General features: G+C 36.3%; 23 protein-coding genes and 1 pseudogene. 11 read left to right on the top strand and 13 right to left on the bottom strand.

The window, feature by feature from the left end; translation table 11 throughout:
* Positions 1–8: 8 nt before the first annotated feature.
* Together ACFIK0_RS03570 and ACFIK0_RS03565 are read right to left on the bottom strand one after the other, a co-directional pair.
* Positions 9–1,310, bottom strand: coding sequence for a dihydroorotase (locus tag ACFIK0_RS03570; RefSeq protein WP_375663500.1), 1,302 nt, complete (start codon positions 1,308–1,310; stop codon positions 9–11).
* Complete coding sequence (locus ACFIK0_RS03565; protein ID WP_375631119.1) at positions 1,307–2,272, bottom strand: aspartate carbamoyltransferase catalytic subunit; 966 nt, start codon at positions 2,270–2,272, stop codon at positions 1,307–1,309. The genes ACFIK0_RS03570 and ACFIK0_RS03565 overlap by 4 nt, the downstream gene beginning before the upstream one ends.
* A 125-nt stretch (positions 2,273–2,397) precedes the next feature.
* Here ACFIK0_RS03565 and ACFIK0_RS03560 point away from each other — a divergent pair, with 125 nt between their 5' ends.
* The gene (locus tag ACFIK0_RS03560) at positions 2,398–4,017 is read left to right on the top strand and encodes an acyl-CoA dehydrogenase family protein (protein WP_375663499.1); all 1,620 of its coding nucleotides are present in this window, start codon (positions 2,398–2,400) and stop codon (positions 4,015–4,017) included.
* Here ACFIK0_RS03560 and ruvX read toward each other — a convergent pair.
* Entirely contained in the window at positions 4,002–4,481 is a 480-nt protein-coding gene (gene ruvX, locus ACFIK0_RS03555; RefSeq protein WP_375625758.1) for a Holliday junction resolvase RuvX, read from the bottom strand. The two genes, ACFIK0_RS03560 and ruvX, sit on opposite strands and share 16 nt — an antisense overlap.
* 147 nt (positions 4,482–4,628) lie before the next feature.
* Here ruvX and gatC point away from each other — a divergent pair, with 147 nt between their 5' ends.
* Together gatC and gatA are read left to right on the top strand one after the other, a co-directional pair.
* On the top strand, positions 4,629–4,916 hold the full coding sequence (gene gatC, locus ACFIK0_RS03550) for an Asp-tRNA(Asn)/Glu-tRNA(Gln) amidotransferase subunit GatC (protein WP_273791024.1): 288 nt from the start codon (positions 4,629–4,631) through the stop codon (positions 4,914–4,916).
* Positions 4,917–4,947: 31 nt separating this feature from the next.
* Positions 4,948–6,432: an Asp-tRNA(Asn)/Glu-tRNA(Gln) amidotransferase subunit GatA gene (gene gatA / locus ACFIK0_RS03545; protein WP_375663498.1), complete on the top strand. Its 1,485-nt coding sequence runs from the start codon at positions 4,948–4,950 to the stop codon at positions 6,430–6,432.
* A gap of 96 nt (positions 6,433–6,528) precedes the next feature.
* On the opposite strand, the gene ACFIK0_RS03540 is transcribed toward gatA, so the two are convergent.
* The 5 genes from ACFIK0_RS03540 to ACFIK0_RS03520 all read right to left on the bottom strand — a co-directional run bounded on the left by ACFIK0_RS03540 (position 6,529) and on the right by ACFIK0_RS03520 (position 11,387).
* A complete protein-coding gene (locus tag ACFIK0_RS03540; protein ID WP_273791026.1) occupies positions 6,529–7,239 on the bottom strand; it encodes an ABC transporter ATP-binding protein in 711 nt (236 codons plus the stop codon).
* Positions 7,226–8,008 (bottom strand): ABC transporter ATP-binding protein, encoded by a 783-nt coding sequence (locus tag ACFIK0_RS03535; protein WP_273791027.1) that lies wholly within the window; start codon positions 8,006–8,008, stop codon positions 7,226–7,228. Before ACFIK0_RS03535 ends, ACFIK0_RS03540 begins: the two co-directional genes overlap by 14 nt.
* Positions 8,005–9,063, bottom strand: coding sequence for a branched-chain amino acid ABC transporter permease (locus ACFIK0_RS03530; protein ID WP_273791028.1), 1,059 nt, complete (start codon positions 9,061–9,063; stop codon positions 8,005–8,007). Before ACFIK0_RS03530 ends, ACFIK0_RS03535 begins: the two co-directional genes overlap by 4 nt.
* Complete coding sequence (locus ACFIK0_RS03525; protein WP_375663497.1) at positions 9,063–10,139, bottom strand: branched-chain amino acid ABC transporter permease; 1,077 nt, start codon at positions 10,137–10,139, stop codon at positions 9,063–9,065. The genes ACFIK0_RS03530 and ACFIK0_RS03525 overlap by 1 nt, the downstream gene beginning before the upstream one ends.
* Positions 10,140–10,253: 114 nt before the next feature.
* The gene (locus ACFIK0_RS03520) at positions 10,254–11,387 is read right to left on the bottom strand and encodes an ABC transporter substrate-binding protein (RefSeq protein ID WP_375663496.1); all 1,134 of its coding nucleotides are present in this window, start codon (positions 11,385–11,387) and stop codon (positions 10,254–10,256) included.
* A gap of 323 nt (positions 11,388–11,710) precedes the next feature.
* Here ACFIK0_RS03520 and ACFIK0_RS03515 point away from each other — a divergent pair, with 323 nt between their 5' ends.
* The 4 genes from ACFIK0_RS03515 (at position 11,711) to ACFIK0_RS03500 (ending at position 14,649) form a co-directional block, all read left to right on the top strand.
* Positions 11,711–12,286 carry a cold-shock protein gene (locus ACFIK0_RS03515; RefSeq protein ID WP_375663495.1) on the top strand — a complete coding sequence of 192 codons (576 nt, stop codon included), beginning with the start codon at positions 11,711–11,713 and terminating at the stop codon, positions 12,284–12,286.
* 251 nt (positions 12,287–12,537) lie between these two features.
* The gene (locus ACFIK0_RS03510) at positions 12,538–13,050 is read left to right on the top strand and encodes a DUF192 domain-containing protein (protein ID WP_375663494.1); all 513 of its coding nucleotides are present in this window, start codon (positions 12,538–12,540) and stop codon (positions 13,048–13,050) included.
* Positions 13,047–13,820, top strand: coding sequence for an alpha/beta fold hydrolase (locus ACFIK0_RS03505; protein ID WP_273791033.1), 774 nt, complete (start codon positions 13,047–13,049; stop codon positions 13,818–13,820). Before ACFIK0_RS03510 ends, ACFIK0_RS03505 begins: the two co-directional genes overlap by 4 nt.
* Positions 13,821–14,436: 616 nt before the next feature.
* Positions 14,437–14,649 (top strand): DUF3126 family protein, encoded by a 213-nt coding sequence (locus ACFIK0_RS03500; RefSeq protein WP_375659991.1) that lies wholly within the window; start codon positions 14,437–14,439, stop codon positions 14,647–14,649.
* 43 nt (positions 14,650–14,692) lie between these two features.
* On the opposite strand, the gene radC is transcribed toward ACFIK0_RS03500, so the two are convergent.
* Genes radC through sfsA form a run of 3 tightly spaced genes read right to left on the bottom strand, consistent with a single transcriptional unit; the run spans position 14,693 to position 17,044 of the window.
* Entirely contained in the window at positions 14,693–15,487 is a 795-nt protein-coding gene (radC, locus tag ACFIK0_RS03495) for a DNA repair protein RadC (RefSeq protein WP_273791035.1), read from the bottom strand.
* Between the two features lie 17 nt (positions 15,488–15,504).
* On the bottom strand, positions 15,505–16,335 hold the full coding sequence (gene map / locus ACFIK0_RS03490) for a type I methionyl aminopeptidase (protein ID WP_375663493.1): 831 nt from the start codon (positions 16,333–16,335) through the stop codon (positions 15,505–15,507).
* Positions 16,328–17,044 (bottom strand): DNA/RNA nuclease SfsA, encoded by a 717-nt coding sequence (sfsA, locus tag ACFIK0_RS03485; protein WP_273791037.1) that lies wholly within the window; start codon positions 17,042–17,044, stop codon positions 16,328–16,330. The genes map and sfsA overlap by 8 nt, the downstream gene beginning before the upstream one ends.
* A 278-nt stretch (positions 17,045–17,322) precedes the next feature.
* Here sfsA and ACFIK0_RS03480 point away from each other — a divergent pair.
* The 4 genes and pseudogenes from ACFIK0_RS03480 to ttcA all read left to right on the top strand — a co-directional run bounded on the left by ACFIK0_RS03480 (position 17,323) and on the right by ttcA (position 20,909).
* A pseudogene (locus ACFIK0_RS03480) lies at positions 17,323–18,160 on the top strand (RNA methyltransferase).
* Positions 18,153–18,980: a glutamate racemase gene (gene murI / locus ACFIK0_RS03475; protein WP_273791039.1), complete on the top strand. Its 828-nt coding sequence runs from the start codon at positions 18,153–18,155 to the stop codon at positions 18,978–18,980. The pseudogene ACFIK0_RS03480 and the gene murI overlap by 8 nt, the downstream one beginning before the upstream one ends.
* A 170-nt stretch (positions 18,981–19,150) precedes the next feature.
* Complete coding sequence (rpsD, locus tag ACFIK0_RS03470; RefSeq protein WP_375663492.1) at positions 19,151–19,768, top strand: 30S ribosomal protein S4; 618 nt, start codon at positions 19,151–19,153, stop codon at positions 19,766–19,768.
* A 265-nt stretch (positions 19,769–20,033) separates the two neighbouring features.
* The gene (ttcA, locus tag ACFIK0_RS03465; protein WP_375663491.1) at positions 20,034–20,909 is read left to right on the top strand and encodes a tRNA 2-thiocytidine(32) synthetase TtcA; all 876 of its coding nucleotides are present in this window, start codon (positions 20,034–20,036) and stop codon (positions 20,907–20,909) included.
* 531 nt (positions 20,910–21,440) lie between these two features.
* Here ttcA and rimO read toward each other — a convergent pair.
* Both rimO and lexA read right to left on the bottom strand, forming a co-directional pair.
* Entirely contained in the window at positions 21,441–22,754 is a 1,314-nt protein-coding gene (gene rimO / locus ACFIK0_RS03460) for a 30S ribosomal protein S12 methylthiotransferase RimO (protein ID WP_375657786.1), read from the bottom strand.
* A gap of 461 nt (positions 22,755–23,215) precedes the next feature.
* Complete coding sequence (gene lexA / locus ACFIK0_RS03455; RefSeq protein WP_273791042.1) at positions 23,216–23,920, bottom strand: transcriptional repressor LexA; 705 nt, start codon at positions 23,918–23,920, stop codon at positions 23,216–23,218.
* Positions 23,921–24,480 lie beyond the last annotated feature (560 nt).

Raw genomic sequence — 24,480 nt, 5'->3', positions numbered from 1 at the left:
GAATCTCATTAAGTTTGTTGATCAAGTTTAAAAACGGATTTCCCTTTCACAAAGGTCTGGAGCACACGTCCTTGAAAACGTGCATTATCAAAAGGGGTATTTTTTGAACGTGAATAGAGCTTCTCTTTCGAAACAACCCATGGTTCTTCAAGATCAACCACAATAAAGTCTGCATGAGCACCTTTTTTGAGTGTTCCTGCATTGAGTCCAAAGAGCTTTGCAGGCGCCGTTGACAAAAGTTCCGTTATCCGTAGAAGAGATAGGCTATCATCATGATAAAGGCGTAAGGCTGCGCTCAATAAGGTCTCCATACCAATAGCGCCAACTGCCGCGTCATTAAATGGTAAATGTTTTTTGTCGATACTCTGAGGATCATGAGAAGAGACAATAACATCTACAGTCCCATCCTTTATTGCTTCAATCATTGCTATACGGTCTTCTTCTGTACGCAATGGGGGTATTAAGCGAAAAGAGGTGCGATATTCACCAATGTCATTTTCATTGAAAGATAAATGATTAATAGATACACCCGCTGAAATTTTCTCACTGCGTTTTTTACCTAAACGAAGTGCATCAGCAGAGAGTGCTGTCGATATTTGAGCGGCATGATAGCGTGTTTGCGTTAATACTGCTAATCGCAGATCTCTTTCAAGTGGGATAACTTCTGCTTCGCGAGGGATGCCAGAAAGACCAAGCCAACTGGCAAGCAGTCCTTCATTCATCACACCTTGCCCTGTAAGATCTTTATCTTGCGTTTCATGCATCAATGGAACATCAAAATCGCGTGCATAAGTCATTGCACGCCGCATAACAGATGAATTTTGAAGTGTTTTTTTGCCTTCACTAAAAGCAACGGCTCCTGCATCTTTGAGCAAACCAAATTCGGTTATTTCTTGTCCGTTGAAACCTTGTGTGATTGAAGCAACGGGATAAATATTGACCAATGAGATTTCCTGTGCTGTATGCGTAATAAATTTAATCAGAGCAATATTATCAATAACTGGATGCGTGTTTGGCATCATAAGAAAGGAAGTAATACCACCTGCTGCGGCCGCTTGACTTGCTGATGCAATTGTTTCACAATGCTCATTCCCTAATTCTCCAACAAAAACGCGCGCATCAACGAGTCCAGGGAGAATTGCTTTGTTTTGTGCGTTAATAACTTCTGCTTCTTCAGGGAATCCCTGATTCAGAGCTTCTTTTCCAGCGGCTATAATTCGTCCATTTTCAACAATAACTGTACCAATTTCATCGATTGTGCGCGAAGGATCAATAATACGAGCATTTTGAAAAACAATTGGTTTTATCATTTTTTTTCTCCACTGATCTTTGCGCGTGAATCTAATAAAGCCTCCATGACAGCCATACGCACTGCAATTCCCATTTCTACTTGTGTATGAATCATACTTTGTGGTCCATCTGCTATGTCGGATGCAATCTCTACACCACGGTTTAATGGGCCAGGATGCAGAATAATAGAATCATTTTTGGCATAGGCTAAATTTTCTTTATGTAAGCCAAAATAATGGAAATATTCACGCGTAGAGGGAATAAAAGAGCCTGTCATCCGTTCATGCTGTAAGCGCAACATCATGATAACGTCAGCATTTTTAAGACCTTCTTTCATCGTGTTAAAAACCTCAACACTCATATGAGCGATTTCTGCGGGTAAGAGTGTTGAGGGAGCAACAGCACGAACACGAGCACCCAAAGCATTAAGACACAAGATATTGGAACGGGCAACACGTGAGTGTAAGATATCTCCGCAAATCGCAACAGTTAATCCTTCAATACGACCTTTTGCCCTTTTAATGGTTAGAGCATCTAATAAAGCTTGGGTTGGATGTTCATGAGCACCATCACCTGCATTAATAACACAACAATCAACTTTTTGCGCTAATAAAGCTGCCGCTCCTGCACTGTTATGGCGAAAAACCAGTATATCTGGCTTCATTGCATTGAGAGTTGTAGCTGTATCAAGTAATGTTTCTCCCTTTTTTACAGATGAGTTGCCGATCGCAAGACTCATCACATGTGCACCTAGCCTTTTACCCGCTAATTCAAAAGAAGATTGTGTTCGCGTAGAGGCTTCAAAAAAGAGATTAATTTGAGTCCGTCCATGCAAAGTAGATTTTATTTTATCAATTTTGTTAGAAAGGATAACATTTGCTTCTGCACGATCAAGCAATGTATTAAGATCTTGTACACTCAGATCTTTAATAGCTAAAAGATGTTGATGAGGGAAAAGTGGAAAAAAATTATCTTGAATCATAGCATTCTTCTTTATCTCTCTCTAAACAGGTTAAACAAGCATTTGTTTGAATATGATAAATGTTTCTTAACTCTAAAAAGACAAATAGTCTATGATATGAATGATTTGAATGTAGGAATATACCTATGAGTGCTGTATCTGCGCAAAATACTCGTCGAAAAAATACATTTCTTAGTGATACGCTTATGTTTCGTATTGCTTCTACTTTGCCTAAGTTTTTGTTAGCAAGTTTTGAAGAAATAGGGGATTTTGCCGCGAGTCGAGAAGCATGGAAACTTTCTTGCTTAGCGAATCATTATAAGCCTTTATTACGCTATAATGATGAATGGGGGCAACCAACGGAAAAATTAGAGATCCATTCTTCCTATCAAGCTCTTCAACAATATTCTAGACAAGCAGGTTTGGTTACCTCACTTTGGGAAAATGCGAGTTCAGAAAATGGAGTACGCTATCAAGCGCGTGCGATTCGTTTAGCTTTATCTGCTGGTTTAGAAACAGGACATTTGAATGAAGTTATCATAACGAGTGCAGCTATTGCTGTTTTAATTAGTGATATTGAGCTCTTCAAAAAATGGCAAAATGTACTTTTATCACGCCAATATGATTCTTCATCAAAGCCTATTCATCATAAAAAAGCTGCTTCTCTAACTTGTGCATTTGACGATATTGAAAAATACGCTTTCAATTTTCCAAGTGTTAAGAAAATTTCTTTCGATGAAAGTATGGAACGTGATCTATATCGTTTAAATGTTGTAAAAACCAATGTTATTAATCCTACCGCTGACGGATATCTTGTTAGTGCAGATTTAAATGGTCATTTAAGTTGTTTTTTTATTCCACGCATACAAGAAAATGGCGCATTAAATGGATCTATATCGATTCGTCATTTAATTCAGCGTTCTGGAGAACTTTTAACACCAGAGGGGGTTGTCGATTTCCAAGGCAGTTATGGCTGGCTTTTGGGAAATGCTGGAGAAGGGCTTAAAGTTATTAAAGATATCGAGACGATGATGCGTTTCGATCAATCTGTCATATCGGCAGGTGTTTTACGAGCGGCTCTTCAATTTGGTATAGATTTTTTCCGGAAAAAAATGCCCAATCAGCCGTTACCTCCACTGACAGAACGTATTTTTGCAGATATTGCATTAGATATAGCTGCCTCACAAGCATTGGTTTTGCGTTTAGCGAGAGCATTTGACAATGCAGCAAATGACCGTTCTGAAGCAGCTTTTGCCCGTATTATGACACCTATTATTGCTTATCATGTAAGTCAATTGGTTGTGCCTATTATTGGTGAAATTATTGCACAACTTGGTATTGAAAGTTTTATAGAGAATAATCCATTATCACAAATGTTGCATAATGGGCCTGCGCGAATTGTGAGAAATAGTTCTGCTAATCAATTGGTAAAGGATGCCATTCTTATTGCTGAAAAAGCACCGGGATTGTTTCAGAAATTGTTGGAAAAAATTGCTCTTGATATTGGACCAGCGGGACCCAGAGCAATTGAAATCATTAAGTCAGCAGGTGATATGGCATCAGCAAATGAAGGTGCAGGAAGGTTTTTTGTTGAACAGGTAGCTTATGCTGCAGCAGCAGCAGCATTACGTTCTACAGACATAGAACATGTTGCAAATGCCTATATGGAAAGCCGCCTTGGGGGACAATGGAGATCTTCTTACGGGATGCTCATTGCACGATATAATGCAGGGCATTTGCTCAATGTCCTCTATCCTTCCATATGATGAAAGTGTTGAATTCTATTGAGAGCACCTTGCAATATAAAAGCGGCGGCTGCCGAATCAATACGGCTTGCTCTTTTAGCGCGCGATACATTCATTTCTAAAAGAGACCGTTCCGCAGCAATTGTTGATAAACGTTCGTCCCAAAAAACAAATGGAATTTTTGTATAAGCTTTCATATTGCTCACAAAAGCTCTGGTTGCTTGAACACGAGAGCCACTGCTTCCGTTCATGTTAAGAGGTAAGCCAATGATAATAACGCCTACATTTTCACGGTCAAAAATTTTAATAAGTGTGTAAGCATCTTCTGTAAATTTTTTTCGCTGTAGTACAGGACGTGGATTTGAAACAGTCAGCCCCATATCAGAAATGGCAATTCCGATAGTTTTTGTCCCTAAATCTAAGCCTGCTATTGTTTGTTTAGGCAAAAGATGTGTTATAACTTCATCTATATTAATAACAGTCATAAGGGTATAATACGTTTTTTAATGTTTCAGATCTATAGTTATATTCTTTATTCATGTTATCTAATATTCTTGCACTTACAAGTGCAGCCTTGTATAGCCAGAATAAAGATCAATAAATAAACAAAAAAGCAGAAAGGCGTAAAGAGTATGTCTGTTGATCAAGAGACAGTCAAGCGGATAGCACATTTAGCAAGGATTGCCCTCCACGATGATGAGATAGAACCTGTGACAAAAAAATTCAATGCTATTTTAGGTTTTGTAGAACAATTGAATGAAGTTGATGTCAGTGGAATTGAGCCATTAACATCTGTGATGCCGATGACTCTACGAATGCGTGAAGATAGTGTTACAGATGGTGATAAAGCAGCAGATATTGTAGCCAATGCTCCTGTTACAGAAGAAAATTTTTTTCTTGTCTCAAAAATTGTTGAGTAATTTTTTATATTTTTGAAATTTGAGAACCAATATGACTGATTTAACAACCCTCACAATTGCGCAAGCTCGTGATGCTTTAACAAAGAAGAATCTCAAAGCAACAGAATTAACGGAAGCTTATTTACAAGCAATAGAATTAGCTAATCCAATTTTGAATGCTTATGTAACAATAACAGCAGAACAGGCAATGAAAATGGCTGCTGAATCAGACAGTCGCTTAGCGAAAGGGCAGGGAGGGCTTTTAGAAGGAATCCCCTTGGGGATTAAAGATCTTTTTGCAACCTATGGTGTTCATACTCAAGCCTGTTCACATATCCTTGATGGTTTTAAACCGCACTATGAATCAACTGTCACAGCTAATTTATGGCAAGACGGTGCTGTGATGTTAGGAAAACTTAATATGGATGAGTTTGCTATGGGCTCATCCAACGAAACATCATATTATGGCCCCGTTATTAGTCCATGGAGAAAAAAAGGCTCGAATGAAAAACTCGTACCCGGTGGTTCATCGGGAGGATCTTCTGCCGCTGTTGCTGCACAAATTTGTGCTGGGGCAACAGCAACAGATACAGGTGGCTCAATACGTCAACCAGCAGCTTTTACTGGAACTGTAGGAATAAAGCCAACTTATGGACGTTGTTCGCGATGGGGCGTTGTCGCGTTTGCTTCATCTCTTGATCAAGCTGGACCTGTTGCCAGAGATGTTCGTGATTGTGCTATCTTACTCAGATCAATGGCCTCTTTTGATGAAAAAGATTCTACTTCCGTCAATTTACCAGTTCCTGATTATGAAAGTTATCTTGGTCAATCAATCAAAGGAATGAAAATAGGTATTCCAAAAGAATATCATGTGGATGGAATGTCTCCAGAAATTATTGAGCTTTGGCAAAAAGGAATAAATTGGTTAAAAGAAGCAGGTGCTGAGATTAAGGATATTTCTTTGCCTCATACAAAATATGCTCTACCTTCTTATTACATTATAGCTCCTGCAGAAGCTTCTTCTAATTTAGCGCGTTATGATGGTGTGCGTTTTGGTTTGCGCATGCCTGGAAAAGACATCATTGAGATGTATGAAAATACACGTTCTGTTGGTTTTGGTAATGAAGTTAAGCGGCGTATTTTGGTTGGGACTTATGTCCTTTCATCTGGTTATTATGATGCCTGTTATCTAAGAGCTCAAAAAGTAAGAACACTCGTAAAACGTGATTTTGATCAATGTTTTGCTTCAGGCATTGATGCTATTTTGACACCAGCAACACCAACACCTGCTTTTGGTATTGCTGATGAAAAAATAAAAAATGATGCTGTAGCAATGTATCTTAATGATATTTTTACGGTACCAGTCAATATGGCTGGTTTACCAGGAATTTCTGTTCCTGCTGGTCTGTCATCAAATGGTTTACCTCTAGGATTGCAATTGATTGGTAAACCTTTTTCTGAAGAAGTCATTTTTCAGATAGCGCATATTATTGAACAAGAAGCAGGAATATTCAGTGCAGAAAAATGGTGGATGTAATAGTCAAAATTCACAAAGGAGCATTTCTCATCCTTAATGAGAAATGCTTTTTTAGAAGGTGGAGGGAATGAGCTCTATTTCCTTAATTCGTAGTCTTTATCCACCAAGATAGGCTTCTTTAACACGCGAATCAGAGAGCATAGTTTTTCCTTCACCGTGAAATAAAATATGTCCTACCTCTAAAATATAAGCATAGTCAGCTATGGAAAGTGCAGCAAATGCATTTTGTTCAATAAGAAGAACAGTTTTTCCCATATCATTAATTTTTCGAATAATAGAAAAAATTTCTCGAACGAGAAGTGGCGCTAACCCCAACGAGGGTTCATCTAATATGACCATATCAGGATTGCTCATGAGTGCACGGCCCACAGCAACCATCTGTTGTTCACCACCTGACATTGTTCCTCCCAACTGTTTTGCTCTTTCACGTAGGCGCGGAAAAAGGTCAAATATCCATTCAATATCACGGGAAATTCCCTGCTTATCGTGACGAATATAAGCACCTAGATGAAGATTCTCTAAAACAGTGAGATGGGGCATGATACGTCGTCCTTCAGGACTTAGAGCAATCCCTAATCGCAAAATCTCTTCTGGTGATTTTTTAATAATAGATTTGCCATTATAGGTAATTTCTCCATAAACAGAGCGATTAAGTCCTGTAATAGAACGTACAATACTGCTTTTTCCTGCACCATTGGCTCCAATTAAAGTGACAATACTGCCCCGCTTTATGGACATAGAAAGATTTTGGACAGCTTTAATGGCGCCATAATGAACGTAAAGATTTTTTATTTTAAGAATATCCATAAACATCTCCGCCAAGATAAGCTTCAATAACTTTAGGGTTATTACGAATTTCATCTGGTGTACCATTGGCAATGCAACAGCCATATTCCATAACCAAAATATGTTGGCAAAGCCCCATAACCACTTTCATATCGTGCTCAATAAGAAGAATTGTAAGATCAAAGTCTTTTTGCACTTTTGCGATGAATTTTCTAAGATCTTCACTTTCTTGTGGATTCATGCCAGCAACAGGTTCATCAAGAAGAAGCAATTTGGGCTTTGTGGCTAACGCGCGTGCAATTTCTAGACGTCGTTGCACACCATAAGGTAAAGCTGTTGCCGATTGATTGGCAAGGTGATCAAGTTGTAGCTGTTCAAGGAGCTCCAAGGAATTTTTATAAACTTCCTTCTTTTCTTTCATTGCTTTTGAAAAAAATAGAGCTGAAGAAAACCAAGGATATTTTTGTCGAACATGCGCTCCTACCATAACATTCTGCAAAACCGTTAACCCTGAAAAAAGACGAATATTTTGAAATGTTCTGGCAATATGGCTTCTACAGATAATATAAGGAGACGCTCCAGAAATTTTTTTCTCATCAAAAAGAATGATGCCGCTTGTAGGAGCATAAAATCCAGAAATCATATTGAAAACTGTTGTTTTTCCAGCACCATTGGGACCAATTAACCCAGTAATACTTCCTCGTTTAATTGCCATATTAACATTATTTACAGCAACTAATCCGCCAAAACGCATTACAATATTATTGAGTGAAAGGATGTTGTCGTTCATAGCTTTCCCTCAGTATTAGAAAGCTTTTTGCGTGTCAAAAAGCTATAAATTCCATTCCATGAGAATTCTCGTTGTCCCATTAACCCTTTTCTCCAAAACAAGATAATTACCAGCAATAAAAGAGAAAAAACAACCATACGAAGTCCTGGGGTTTCTGGAATATGTATAAAACCTAAGTCAAATGGACTTTCAATAATACGAAGCCATTCAAGCATTACTGTAATAATAATGCTGCCAATAATGCTCCCTGTAATTGAACCGAGACCACCAGCAACAACAATCATCAAAATATTAAAAGTCAAAAGAAAATTAAACATTTTTGGATCAATGGTTGAAATAAGAGCCGCCATTAATGCGCCACCTATACCTGCAAAAAACGCTCCAACAGTAAAAGAAAAACTACGGTAGAAAAAAGCGTTAATTCCCATAGTTTTCGCAGCTATTTCATCATCACGGATAGCACGTAATACGTTACCAGTATTGCTTTGCAGTAAGAGGACAATAAAGAGAACAGTAAATGCTAGCCAACCGTAGTTCCACCATAATGTTGCATTTTGAGGTATTCCTTTGATTCCCAAAGAGCCATTTGTGAGCGATGTTGCGTTCGTAATGACAATGCGAATAATTTCTGCAAAACCTAATGTTGCAATTCCAAGATAATCACCACCAAGACGCAATATTGGTAAAGCAATCAATAAACCTACAACTGCAGCACACAAACCACTTACAACAACAGCGATAAAAAAAGGTAACTGTAAATGGTATAATGGTTCAGCAATAGGATCAAGAATCCACATCATTTCTTTTTGTTCAGGGGAAAGAAGTAAAATTGCGCAAACATAAGCACCAATAGCCATAAATCCAGCATGTCCAAGAGAAAACATACCTGTGAAACCGTAAATCAAATTAAGCGAAATTGCCAATATCGCATTAATAGCAATCAGATTTATGATACGAAGCGTATAGTCATTAAAATGGCTATCAGCATAAAATAAAAAACCTATAAAAACGAAAATACTTATACACGATAAAACAGTTGTCGCTGATTTCGCCATTAGATTTTCTCCTGACTTCTTTTACCCATTAATCCTGTGGGCAATATCAATAAAATCAGAATCAATAAAATGAAAGCGAAGGCATCTCGATATCCAGATAGCGCGGGAAAAAATGCGATAATCATAATTTCAATAAACCCTAATAACAATCCTCCCAACATTGCACCTGGTATCGAACCAATACCTCCGATAACAGCAGCGATAAATGCTTTGAGACCAGGAAGAACACCCATATAAGGCTGAATTTGAGGATAACGTAAAGACCACATAATGCCTGCTATGGCGGCAAGAGCTGAGCCTATTCCAAATGTAAACGCAATAACTTTATTGACAGACACACCCATCAAACGTGTTGTTTCAATATCATGGGAGATTGCGCGCATAGCAAGACCCGGTTTTGTTTTATGGATAATCCATAATAGTAATAAAATAAGAATTAATGACACAAAGGGAACGATCAAAGACATGGGAGCAATTCTGATGATACCATCTGCTCCTGATCCTAGATGCCATAAAAATGGTGTTACAAGAAAATCTGGCTGTTGTACACCTTTCGGCACACCACTAAAGAGTACAGTAGCAAGATTTTCAATAAAAAAAGAAACACCGATTGCACCGATAAGTGCCGAAATGCGCGGAGCATGGCGTAGAGGTTTATAAGCAAATTGATCAACAGCAACACCCACAGCACTTGTAATAAAAATGGAAAAACAAAGAGCTAAAACCCAAATCGGTGTAAAATCTTGTGGGAAGATTTTAAAATAATAAACAAATCCTAGCGCAAGAATTAAAAAAATAGCAATCCAATAAATTGGAGGACGCCTTTTAAAGCCTATAAAGACCGAATAATAAACAAGAGCAGCAAGGAACAAAAGAAGAAAAGCTGCCCAAGCAGGCATAAAGCCAATTGTGGAAAAGAAAACAAAATATGCTCCCAGCATAAAGATATCACCGTGAGCAAAATTAATGAGTCTCAGTATACCGTAGACCATGGTGTAGCCAATAGCAATAAGCCCATAAAGAGATCCCAATGCCAGTGCATTAAAAAAGTACTGGATGAACATTTCAGTGCTCATCTCTCATCCTTCCACATTTGTTAATTTACATAGGACAATAAGAAATTTCTAAGTTTTTGGTTGAGAAAAAGATCCTCAACCAATTCTTGCATTTTAATAAGTACAACTTTTTAATTAAAAAACAGGTTTAACTTCTTCTAAATAAACACGTTTTCCATCCTGTATTTTAATGATACCAATAGGAATTTTAGGATTATGATTTTTATCCATTGACATATCCCCAAAGGGGGTAGGAAAATCTTTTAATTGGCTAAGTGCGATAGTAATTTTTTCACGATCAGTGCTACCAGCATTTTCAATAGCCTTCATGAACATCATATAACTCGTGTATCCCAAAACAGAATTGATATTTGGTTCTTTGTCAGGGTAAGCTTTTTTCCATTCTTTTGTGAATTCTTGCGCAGCTACTGACATATTTGGCATATCCTCACTATAGGGAAGTGTCGTATGTAAGAAACCTTCTGCAGCTTTTCCTGCAATCGTAATGGTTTCTGGATTATCCATAGCATCTCCACCCATAATTTGAAACTTAGCCCCTAATTCTCGTGCTTGTTTCATGATGATAGCACCTTCAGAAAAGTAAGATGGAATGAATAAGATATCAGGTTTCTGGGCGATAATTTGCGTGAGAACAGCTGAAAAGTCCTGATCTCCAGAATTATAATTTAAATTTGAGATAACTTCACCACCTAATTTTTTGAAAGCACGCGTAAAATAACTTGCAAGACCAATAGCATAATCGCTTGAAATATCTTTAAGGATAGCAGCTTTTTTTGCGTGTAAAGTTTGGCTTACATAAGTTGCGATTCCTACTCCTTGATAGGAATCAATAAAGCAAGCACGAAAGTAATATTTTTTACCCTGTGTAACAAGGGGACTTGTTGAGGACGTTGCAATGGTTGGAGTCTTTGCCTTTTCAGATATTTCACCACCTGCTAACGAGAGCGAAGAACCATAGCTACCAATGATTCCACTCACTTTTTCACTTGCTGTTAAACGCATAACAGCATTAGCCGCTTCTACTTTATCAGACTTATTATCAATAATAACAAGTTCTACTTTACGTCCTAAAATTTCTGGAACTTTTTTATGGGCTAATTCTATACCTCTAATTTCAAGCTGACCTCCAAATGCATTTTGACCACTTAATGGAAGATAAACACCAATCTTAATAGGTTCACTCGCATAAACATTTGCTGTAAATGCCATAAATGCTGCGATTATCGTAAGGATTTTCTTCAATTGCATTGCGCATTTTCCTTAATTGAATTGTCGTTTTTTCACCTTATATTGAACTTCTTCATCATGCAAGTTACACATTAATCAAAATATCATTATGTAAAAAAACTTTTATATGACCTCTTTTGTAGGGCACTTCTTGTAAGGTATGTAAAGTGTACAATCAAATAGTTTTATAAATATTCATGTTGATATTCTCTGACATGAACATAGAAGATACGACAATGTGGGGAAATCTTATCTTGGGGCTTGCGTGTTGATACAAGAGCAATGTTTACTTAAACCTAGAGAATCAATATCGTACAATTTATAAGCTACAGGATCACGTTATTATGACGAGTAAGGATGCATTAAAGGATTGTTCCCCATCCGAGGATAGTATAGGTGCTTGTGGGGAGATTATCGAAATCAGTGGTGTCATTAAGTGGTTTGATGGTAGTAAGGGGTATGGATTTATTGTACCTGATTTACCTCATTTCCCCGATATATTATTGCATGTTACAGTAATGCGAAGGGATGGTTTTCAAACAGCTTTGGAGGGAGCTAAAGTCATTTGTGCTGTGGAAAAAACTGAACGAGGATTAAAGTGCGTTCAGGTGAAATCCATAGATTGTTCTTCAGCAATTCATCCATCAGAAGTTCCAGCCCGTACCCATGTTGTTGTTACTCCAGAAAGTGGACTAGAACGAGCAATTGTTAAATGGTTTAATCGTGACAAAGGATACGGTTTTCTTAGCCGTGGGCAAGGAACAGAAGATATTTTTATTCATATGGAAACATTGCGCCGTTTTGGTTTAGCAGAGCTTCGTTCCGGTCAAGTTGTTCTTGTACGTTTTGGTAAAGGAGAAAAAGGTTTAATGACAGCAGAGATTTATCCGGATATAGGCATTCCTTTAGCTATGCATTAAATTTCACGAGTGAAATCAGTATGTTTCCTGTATTTTTAAAGGTGATTGTTTCATAAATTGCTATAGAAGTAGATTTTTAAAGAAAATATAGCTCTCGTGAATCTATAAACCAAATGAAGGAAATTGTGCATATTACGTTGAAAGAAACTAGAAAATAACAAGGAAGCAATTCTCTTGTTTTTTGACTTTTAAACTCTGGTACTTTTTATTTTATAAACAAAATTTAAAATTTTTCTGTGGTGGAGACAAGAATGTTAAAGCCTTTTAAAAAGGGGCATATTGCTTTATTGGTGATGCTTTTTATGCTAGATATGCGTGTTGTTGTAGCAAAGGAGCCCATAGAGATTCCTGTGCATCCGATTCCTTTAGAAATACATACAAAGAAAGGTCCGGTTTTTTATAAGGTAGAGATTGCTTTTACGCCATCTCAAGCAGCAGCTGGTTTAATGTATCGAACTGATTTTCCACGCGATCGTGCAATGCTCTTTAAGCAGCTAAAAAGTTCCCAATCGGGAGATGAACAGAAAATTTTTATGTGGATGGCAAATACCCCTTTACCCTTAGATATGATTTTTTTAAACTCTGAGGGAGTTATTGTATCGATTGTTGAAAATACTTCTCCATTTTCAACAAAGACCATTTCATCAGAAGTTCCTGCAGCTTTTGCACTTGAGATTAACGCTGGTGAAGTTTCTGAAAAAAAGATACAAAAAGGGCAACGTGTTATTCATCCTGTACTTTGTGGAAAGTGCAATAAAAAATGACCGCTGAAGATATTCGTTTTTTTGAATATAATGGTTTGCGATTTGCTTATCGAGAAGAAGGGCAGGGCGCGCCTATTTTGTTGATCCATGGTTTTGGATCTTCTGCACGGGTGAATTGGTATGCAACGGGTTGGTTTCGTATTCTCACTGAAGCAGGATATCGTGTTATTGCTCTTGATAATCGCGGTCACGGAGATTCAGTTAAAAGTTATGATCCTGTCTTTTATACACCTCAAGCTATGGCTGGCGACGCTGTAAAGTTACTACAGCATTTAGAGTTATCTAAAGCTCATGTTATGGGATATTCTATGGGGGCTCGTATTAGTGCTTTTATGGCTCTTTTGCATCCAACATATGTACACAGTGTTATTTTTGGTGGTTTAGGTATTGGTATGGTGACGGGAGCAGGAAATTGGGAGCCCGTTGCTGAGGCCCTTTTAGCAGAAGATATTTCCACCATTACCAATGCACGCGGTTTAATGTTCCGTAAATTTGCAGATCAAACGAAAAGCGATAGACGTGCTCTTGCTGCTTGTATCATTACATCAAAACAGGAGTTAACGGCGTCTGAAGTTTACAAAATCAAACAACCAGCACTTGTTGCTGTTGGTTCATTAGATGAAATTGGCGGTGCTGCAGAGCCATTGGCAGCCTTGTTGCCTTGTGGTGAAGCTATATCAATTCCTGATCGAGATCATATGCTTGCTGTAGGCGATAAAGTTTATAAAAAAGGTGTTATCGATTTTCTTTCTCGTTATCCTATAAAATAAGAATTCTTCATAGCTTTTAGAATTTACAGAAATACCCAATATTTTTATCTCGTATAAATTAAAAAAGCTTATTTAAAAATCTTTCTTTTGTGACATAAGTTTTTATAAAGAATGAAAAGAAAAATAAACTCTTATTAGCTTATTTTGTATATTTTTCAGAGATGTAACTCTTCTAAGATTAGATAATTATACTTTAAAAGTTATTAAAAAGAATTATTTTTGAATGATATAATAAATATTTTTTGCTAAAAAATGTAGTTTTAAATAAAAAAATATTGTTATTTACATTTTTTATAAAAGGAACAAAATTATAAATTATTGATCAATTTATTCTTACAAATATGCATTCTAAATACAGATGCTAAAATTGGAGATAAAGTAAAATTATTAAAAATATACAGTTTTTTTGCCATTTTTTAATCTATACGGGTATATTTAATAATGATAGACTCTTTTTGTAAACGTTCTTTATGAATTTATAAAGAACGTTGTAAATATATGTAACATTAAGTAAATATTCAGATTATGCTTTTTTACTGACTTTACAGAATCATAAGAGTGTCTTATTTGCGCGACACGCAATTATTTTAATCGTCTCAAAAAACAGGAGAGCATAGTGAATGCTGATGAAATAAAAAAACTTGATCATTATTTTAAAAATATATTCCAAAACTCAGCATTGCAAGTCAGAGCACGGCCTAAAAAGAGTGATTCTTGTGAGGTTTATATGGGAGATGAGTTTTTAGGCATTATCTATCGAGATGAAGATGAAGAAGAGCTCTCCTATAATTTTTCAATGGCTATATTAGATATTGATTTAGAAAATTGATTTGTTATTCATAGTTGAATGAAGTCTTTTTATCCCATAAGATTTATATAAGTTTTAACGCTTTAAAGCTCGTATGGTTATTTCGTGCAATAATAAGATGGTCATGGATAATAATGCCTAATGCATTTGCTGCATCTTTTAATCTATATGTCATTGTTATATCTGCATCAGAGGGGGTGGAATCGCCAGAAGGGTGATTGTGGACTAAGATAAGTCCTGAGGCGGATAACTCTAAAGCGCGAGAAATAACTTCACGAGGATAAACAGGGGTATGATCAATGGTTCCAGTTTGTTGCACCTCATCAGCAAGCAAGCCGTTTTTCTTATCAAGAAATAAAATACGAAATTGTTCACGTGTTTCGTGAGCCATAACAGCTTTACAATAAGCTAAAACTTTATCCCATGATGAAAAAATATCGCGTTTAAACAATTGCGCACGAGCAAGACGTCCAGCAACATCTGAAATAATTTTTAAATCAATTGCAGTGGCGGGACCACATCCTGGAATTTCTTGAAGTCGGTGAATATCCGCTCCCAATACATCAGCTAATGAACCAAAACGCGCTATCAAATTTTTAGCTATGGGTTTTGTGTTTGCACGGGGTATTGTGCGAAAAAGCAATAATTCAAGATACTCATAATCTTCAATTGCATTTCCTTTTGACTTTAAATAGCGCTTCCGAAGACGTTCACGATGTCCTTGATAATGTTTATGAAGCTGTGCGTTTTTCTGAGGCTCTTCACTTTTTCTTTCTGATACTGGGGTGAGTGGAGAACTCGATGTTAATGCAAAGTGATTACTTTGAGTACCTTCCTTTTGATTTAATTTTTTAGCCATAACATCTCTACGTTGCGTTAGGTATGCGAATTTGGAATATAAAAAATATTTTTAGGAGATTGCGTAAATATTTCATATCCTTCATTTGTCACACCAATTGTATGTTCATATTGTGCTGTCAGAGAACGGTCACGGGTAACAGCAGTCCAACCGTCAGATAAAATCTTAACTTGTGGTTTACCAAGGTTAATCATAGGCTCAATTGTAAACATCATACCTTGTTTTAATTCGACTCCTTCTCCAGAGGCTCCATAATGGAGGATATTAGGAGCATCATGAAAAAGCTGGCCGATACCATGTCCGCAAAAGTCTCTCACAATTGAACAGCGTTCAGATTCTGCATACTGTTGAATGGCTGCCCCGATATCACCTGTCGTTGCTCCAGGCTTAACGACAGCGATTCCTTTCATAAGACTTTCATAGGTTATTTTTAGCAAGCGTTCTGCTGCACGCCTAATTTTTCCAACAGGATACATTCGGCTTGAATCCCCATGCCAACCATCAAGGATAAAGGTTACATCAACATTTACAATATCACCTTCTTGCAAAGGTCTTTTATTGGGAATGCCATGGCAGACAACGTGATTGATAGATGTACAGCATGAATGGCTGTATCCATGATAATTTAGATCAGCAGGAAGTGCTCCTCGCTTAGCACCAAAAACGAATACAAAATCATCAATTTCTTGCGTAGTAACGCCCGGCTTAATAATATCCGTAAGCGCATCAAGGCATTCTGCAGCAATACGACCAACTTCACGCATTTTAGCAAAAGCATAATCATCGAAAATGCGGATTTTTCCATTAAATTTTAAAGGGATTTTATTATATTCGATATACTCAGTCATTGTTTCTTCTATTTTCTATTTTTACTCTCTGAATCGGAAAAATGCCTTCTACACTTACATGACACTTTACAGCATAACATTCTACCCCTGATTTTAATGCTAAATCAAACTTACGTCCATAGAGTGGATCAAGATCATGACAAATTGTAAAAGCTGTGCAATCTTCTCGTTGAATAATATAAAGCATAGCAGCTCGTTTTCCTTGTTGTACAACTCCTATGAGCTCATCAAGGTGACGTGCACCACGTTTTGTTTCGCTATCAGGAAATTCTGCTAATCCTTTCTGACGAATAAAATGAACATTTTTGACTTCTAGGTAACAATCAGGAAGAATGTCATCTTGTAAAAGAAAGTCAATTCGTGATTGTGTCCCATAGCGTTGTTCTTTTAAAATTGTTTTATATCCACTTAATTCTGGTAGTAATCCGTTTTGAATTGCCTCTAACGCAAGCTTATTGGGTAAAGAAGTATTAATGCCAACCAAAGTATTATCGGCTTCAATAATTTCTAATTGATAGGCATATTTTCGTTTGATGTCGTTATGATAAGAAAGCCAAATATTGGAGTTGAAAGCTGTTAATCCAAGCATTGATCCTGTATTAGGTACAGACACGGTGAGGACATGCTGATCATCTTGTTGAACATCTGCAAGGAAACGTTTATAACGACGGATAAGCTTTGCAGGAAAAAGTTTGGGAATAAAGTGCATATCCCTTTTTAGGATTTATGATTTCATAATTCAACTGAGATTATGATTTGCAGGGGCTGTTTCCTATTAAAAGTAGATAAAATTGATGTAAAAAACGCTACGATATCGTTCACTTTAATGGCTTTTAAAATTTATTATTAGGTTTAGAAACTATTATCTTTGAATGAAAAGATAACATTGTCTATAATTTATTATTAAACAGCATTAGAGTATTGTGAAAAAGGTTTCGTAAAAAATAGTGGAGAGGGAGATAGTTTAAGTGAAACTAGGTAAGATTGATGGCAGGAACGAATAAGAATCGTGAAAATTTAACAAATGGTCCCATTATTATTTTAGTTGAACCGCAGCTTCCTGAAAACATTGGTATGGTCGCAAGGGCAATGGCGAATTTTGGGCTTTCTAAGCTTCGATTAGTCAAACCTCGAGAAATGTTTCCAAATGAAAAAGCTAGAGCTGCTGCAAGTAAAGCTGATCATGTCATTAACAACGCTGTGATTTTTAATACATTGCGTGATTCAATTGCAGATTTACACTATGTTTTTGCCACAACAGCACGTGAAAGATGTGGATTTAAAACTGTAAAAAGTGCTGTCGAAGCAGCAAGCGTATTACGTCAGCGTGAAAGTATCGGACATAAGACAGGTATTGCCTTTGGAAGAGAGAGATGGGGACTAGAAAATGATGAAATCAGCCTTGTTGATGAAATTATTACTTTTCCAGTTAATCCTGCTTTTGCGTCACTTAATATTGCGCAAGCGGTTCTTTTAATGTCTTACGAATGGATGAAAACTGGTTTAGAGAATGTCAGCGATACGGCATTTCGTGCCGCAGAGATGGAACCTGCAAATAAAACAATATTTCATGGTTTTTTATCTCAGTTAGAAGAGGCTTTGAATATCCGTGGGTATTTTAGACCCCCAGAACGCAAAGAAGTAATGCTTGCAAATTTGCGCTCTGTTTTTACGCGCGCTAACTTTAGTGAACCTGAGGTTCGTTTATTGCGAGGCATTATATCTTCTTTGGATCATTTTTCGCCACAGTATCCACGGGGGAGTAGAGCACCTGAAGAACGTGATCGTAAAAAAATTAAAAATAAGTGTGAAAACTAATGGATGAACGACCTGTTCTTTTTTTTGATAGCGGTATTGGTGGTTTAACAGTGTTTAGGGAAGCGCGTATTCTTATTCCTGAAATGCAATTTATCTATGTTGCTGATGATGCAGGATTTCCTTATGGAAATTGGAAAGAAAATATTTTGAAAGAGCGTATTTTGAAGATTTTTACAAATCTTTTGACACGCTACAATCCAGCTTTATGTGTGATTGCTTGCAACACTGTTTCTACACTGATGATAGCAGATTTACGACAGAATTTTCCTCATGTCCCTTTTGTAGGAACGGTTCCTGCAATTAAATCAGCTGCAGAACAAACAAAATCTGGTTTTATTTCCGTATTAGCGACTCCTGGAACAGTTAAACGTGCTTATACAAATGAATTAATTAACTCTTTTGCTGGACAGTGTCATGTTCAGCTTGTGGGAAGTAAAAAGCTGGCTGGACTTGCTGAAGATTATTTACGGGGAAAATCTATCGATTCAGAAGAGTTAAGAAAAGAAATCCTGCCATGTTTTGTGGAAAAAAATGGACAATATACGGATGTTATTGTTTTAGCCTGCACACATTATCCTTTTTTGATTAATTTCTTTCGTGAACATGCTTTATGGTCCGTTGAGTGGATTGATCCGGCGAAAGCGATCGCCAAACATATCAGATCTTTATTACCATTGTCGGGAGAAATACACCATCAATATATAAAGAAATATCAAGATTTTGCGTTGTTGACATCGAAAAATATCACTTCTTTAACGGAGAATTTGTTTAAAGGATTTGGCTTAAAACTCATGAAAGGAGTTGACTTTGGGTTACGAGACCAATAATGATGATCTGGCTATTTTTTCAAGAAAATAGCATTAATTGACGTGTCCCGTGGATAACTTTGCATATTGATATGTTAAGGTATTCTGTCAGTCTTTAGTATTTAAAGGCAGAGGAGGGCGCGTTTCCTTGGGATCTTAAGATCTCGTGTTTTATTTTATAAGGAAATGCGATGAGTAAACGCGAAACAACAAAGTATAAAATTGACCGTCGTATGGGAGAAAATATTTGGGGGCGTCCAAAATCTCCTGTCAATCGTCGTGATTATGGTCCAGGTCAGCATGGACAGCGTCGTAAAGGAAAACTTTCTGACTATGGGGTGCAGTTGCGCGCTAAACAGAAATTGAAAGGGTTTTATGGAGATATTTCAGAAAAACAATTTCATAAAACCTATGAAGAGGCTGCTCGTCGACGGGGCGATACTGGCGAAAATCTTATCGGTCTGTTAGAATCACGTTTGGATGCTGTTGTTTATCGTGCAAAATTCGTACCTACGATTTTTGCTTCTCGCCAATTTATCAATCACGGTCATGTTAATGTCAATGGGCGGCGCACAAACATTCAATCTTATCGTTGTAAACCAGGTGATGTTATTGAGGTTCGGGAAAAATCGAAACAACTTATTTTAGTTTTAGAATCAGTGCAATTGGCAGAACGTGATGTCCCTGATTATATTGAAGCAGATCATAAACAGATGAAAGCAACCTTTACGCGTATTCCTGCTTTTGCAGATGTTCCTTATGCTGTGCAAATGGAACCTAATTTGGTTGTTGAATTTTATTCTCGATAATTTTTCTGTAAGAGAAATTGTTTCTCTCTTCTAGTATGATAACTTCAAAATATTGTGTTATTCTTACAATATTTGAAGTTAATAAGTTCTTTTTGTAAATGGTTCTATATTAAGTTTATTGCTATGTTTTATAGTCATAAATTTGTATAGTTCCATTTCTTTTTTGTGTATCTAATTTATAAATTCAAAAAACATAAATGTAAGCTTGCTTTAATATTTTTTTATCTTTGCAAAACGAGCTGTTACTTATGCAGGATATGGTATTATGAATGATGTTCCAGTTGAATATCAAGTAATAGAAGAAAACGAAGGGAGAGGTGATCCTTTAATAAGCGAAGCAGATAATTGTCATCCAATGTTTCGTGTTGCTCCTTCAAGCGTAGAATTTAATAAATTACGCAAACGACTTTTACGTCATATGCGACAAGCTTTGGATGATTTTTCTATGCTCTCTACAGGAGAAAAATGGCTTGTTGCTTTATCGGGTGGAAAAGACTCTTATGGTTTATTAGCGCTTCTTTTAGACTTAAAGTGGCGAGGTCTTTTATCCGTTGAAATTCTTGCCTGTAATCTTGATCAAGGGCAACCAGGATTCCCTAAGCATATTCTTCCAGACTTTTTAAGTTCTTATAAAATTCCATATCGTATTGAATATCAGGATACTTATTCCATTGTTACAGATAAATTGGCAGAGTCGCAGACATATTGTTCACTTTGTTCTCGATTACGACGTGGTAATCTCTATCGTATTGCACGTGAAGAGGGATGTTCTGCATTAGTTTTAGGTCATCATCGTGATGATGTTTTAGAAACATTTTTTATGAATTTGTTTCACGGTGGCCGATTAGCTGCCATGCCTGGAAAACTTAAAAATGATGAAGGAGATCTTTTTGTGTTACGTCCTCTTGTTTATGCTGCTGAGGAAGATATGGAAAAATTTTCTCAAGCAATGCAATTTCCGATTATTCCTTGTAATCTTTGCGGTAGTCAAGATGGTTTACAACGTAATGCCATGAAAGAAATGCTGAAAAATATAGAAAGACAAATGCCAGGACGTAAAGATACGATGATTCGCGCTTTAACAAATGTACGCCCAAGTCATTTGCTTGATAAGAAATTCTTTGATTTTAAAACGTGTTAATAAAAATTAGATATTTAAAAAAATAAGTTCAAAGAGTTTAAGATAAGATACTTATTTATAATGATAATTTATTGTTTTTTAATTTAAATACCGTCAGATTGTTTTGTTTCAAATTCTCTTATATTGCATCTATAAAAAACATCTGCCTGCATATCACAAAGGAAATTCTCGTGTGCATCAAACTCTCTTGAAAAAATTTTCCTTTCACTAACCAATGACTGTCGCAATATCAAAAATAGGAAAATAGTACGGTTGTTGATTTTCTCTTTTGTTAATTAAAAATGGTGAACCTTGTGGATTTTATTTTATTCTGTTGCGCCGCCGTCACCGTCATTTAAGGCATTAAATTAAGAGAATATATAACTGCTTGATATTTTGGGAGTGTATAGCAACACTCAGGGAAAGAATTGCTCGTAAATTCTCATGAAGTGAGTTACATAAGTGATCAAGTTCGATTGTGAGTAGCCGACCTTTTATAAACCAATGCTGATAGAAATCTTCATCATTGAGGACAGAGAAGGAGTTAAATTTTTAAACGGCTATACCATAAAGGTCATAGGCATCCGATTGTTCGATTTTAACGGTGACAAATTCACCAACACGCAGTGGGCGTCGTGATGATATATGGACAACACCATCTATTTCTGGAGCATCGTACTGACTACGTCCTTTGGCAACTTTTCCTTGACTTTCATCAATAAGAACTTGGAGTCTTTTTCCAATTTTTTTCTTTAAAAGATGTGTAGAAATTTGTTGTTGTTTTGCCATAAAACGATGCCAGCGGTTTTCTTTTACCTCTTCAGGAATATTTTCTAATCCCAAATCATTTGCGGCAGCTCCTTTTACTTCTTCATATTTAAAGCACCCAGCGCGTTCAATTTTTGCTTCTTCTAGCCATTCTAGAAGTATATTAAAATCTTCATTCGTTTCACCAGGAAAACCAACAATAAATGTTGATCGCAAAGTAAGATCTGGACAGATTTTCCGCCATTTTTCAATTCTACGGTTTGTTTTTTCCATAAGTGCGGGACGCTTCATGTGACGCAAAACAGCCGGTGATGCATGCTGAAAAGGAATATCCAGATAAGGAAGAATTTTTTTTGCAGCCATAAGTTCGATAACTTCATCAACATGGGGATAAGGATAAACGTAATGCATACGTATCCAAATACCCATATCGCCTAGTTCGCGACAAAGATCAAAGAATTTCGTTTTGATTGTACGATCTTTCCAAGAATTTTCGAGATATTTAAGATCAACACCATAAGCACTCGTATCTTGTGAAATAACCAAAAGTTCTTTTACACCCGCTTGCACGAGTTTTTCAGCTTCACGAAGAACATCGCTGATGGGACGTGAAGTGAGATTACCACGCAGAGTAGGGATGATACAAAAACTACACTGGTTAGAGCATCCTTCAGAAATCTTTAAGTAGGCGTAATGGCGAGGTGTTAAACGAATACCTTGGGGAGGAACTAAATCAAGAAAAGGATCATGAATTGGAGGAATTGCTGTATGAACAGCTTCTATAACGCTTTCATAAGCTTGCGGTCTTGTAATAGCCAATACATTAGGATATGTTTGGCGAATAGCATCAGGATCAGCACCAAGACACCCTGTTACAATAACTTTTCCATTTTTTTTAAGAGCTTCATCAATATTGGCTAATGATTCTTTCCTTGCCGAGTCAAGAAAACCACAGGTATTCACAATAACGACATCAGCTCCTTGATGTTGACGTGAAATTTCATACCCTTCAGAGCGAAGGCGTGTAATAATTCGCTCAGAATCTACGAGTGCTTTTGGGCATCCGAGGGAGACAAAACTAATACGAGGTGCTACCATGATGATCCTACAATTACTATGAATGATTCAGTTACGTTTTTATTAACTTAAAAATAATGTTCTTTATTTTTATACCTATGCAATACAGTCTGTTACAAAGTTATTTGATTTTTTTCTACAAAATTTTATGTGTTTTTATGCATGCATACAATTTTGTTTTATTATATCGTAAAATTCCATCATTGAGGACGAGGATATAAGGCTGCTTTCTTAAAAGCATTCAAGTTCTTTTCAAAGTACGTGGTGAATATTTTAAAGCTTACTTGCCAAGCCTTGACATAAGTGAAGAACAATGGAGGGAAGGGAAAGTGAAATCCGCTCGATAAGGATCTGGATTGTTTATAAACCGAATTGGGGGCATCCTTTGGCTGTGGAGAAGAAGTCAATTGCGTGTGGCACAATAAAAAAATACTCAACAGCTTCTTATTGCGATATATATCGCGTACTATAAGGTTTATTTTTTAATATTTGCGAATAAGTCCGGTAAGTTTGCCTTGTATTTCTACACGCTCAGATTCGTATGTCCGTACTTCATAATGAGGATTTGCAGCTTCTAATGCAATAGAAGCTCCTTTGCGTCGATAACGTTTTAATGTTGCTTCTTTTTTATCAATAAACGCAACAATAATTTCACCTGTTATTGCTGTATTTTGACGTTTCACAATGATCGTATCTTTATCAAAGATACCAGCCTCCATCATAGAATCATCTTTAACTTCTAATGCGTAGTGCTCACCTGTATTAACCATATCGAGTGGAAGAGAAAGGCTGTTTATTTGCTGCAGTATAGCAGAGGCGGGTACGCTTGCAGAAATACGTCCCATAATAGGAATGGTGATATTTTTTTTTTCTTCTTCATCAAAGGGACTCAAGCTTTTTGATATTTCCCTTTTATTTCTTTCTATTATACTGGGAGAAATTTTACGTGCTAAAGAAAGGTTAAATGTTATTTTCTCAGGAAGTCGAATTACCTCCACAGCACGAGCACGATTGGGCAAACGACGTATAAAACCTCTTTGTTCTAAGGCTATAATGAGCTTATGAATACCAGACTTTGAAGAAAGTTCTAATGCATTTTTCATTTCTTCAAAAGAAGGAGGAACACCAGTTTCTTTTATATGGTTATGAATAAATAAGAGTAGCTCATACTGTTTACATGTTAGCATTCAATATTCCAATCAAAATAATAAAAATTATTAAAGTAAAAATACATGTATATATAAAACTTTTACAATTTTTATCGCCAAATCAAAATTATTTTCTTTATTTTTTATCTTATCGTTTAATAAATAAATATGTTTATTTATAGATATATTTAAATTATTATTTATATACTATATAGCTACATTAATATTAAATAATGTATAAAATACTTTATAGTTCTGACTGAATTATCTAACACCAAATTTTATGACCAGTATTATCCTTTTCTTCTAAAAATATATCTACATGTTTTGTAATTTCTGATATAAAAAAGTTAAATAGAAGGTATTCTATATATTTAGAACTCTCTATGGGTATTTAAAATCATTTTACATACTGCATATTATTTCTGCTTTTTTATTCTTAGTAAAATTATCTACAGCTCTAATAGTGAACACAATTTATAGTCATTCGAGATATTTTCAATGAGACTAAATTTTTGCTTCATATCTACTTTATTCTATAGGATAAACTGGCTTTCGTTATATATTCATTATGCATAAATAAAATTATACTCTCAAAA

Source organism: Bartonella sp. CL63NXGY (assembly GCF_042194905.1).
GTDB lineage: Bacteria > Pseudomonadota > Alphaproteobacteria > Rhizobiales > Rhizobiaceae > Bartonella.
Note: the sequence above shows the minus strand (reverse complement) of the source record. Positions and strands in the feature narration are given on the sequence as shown.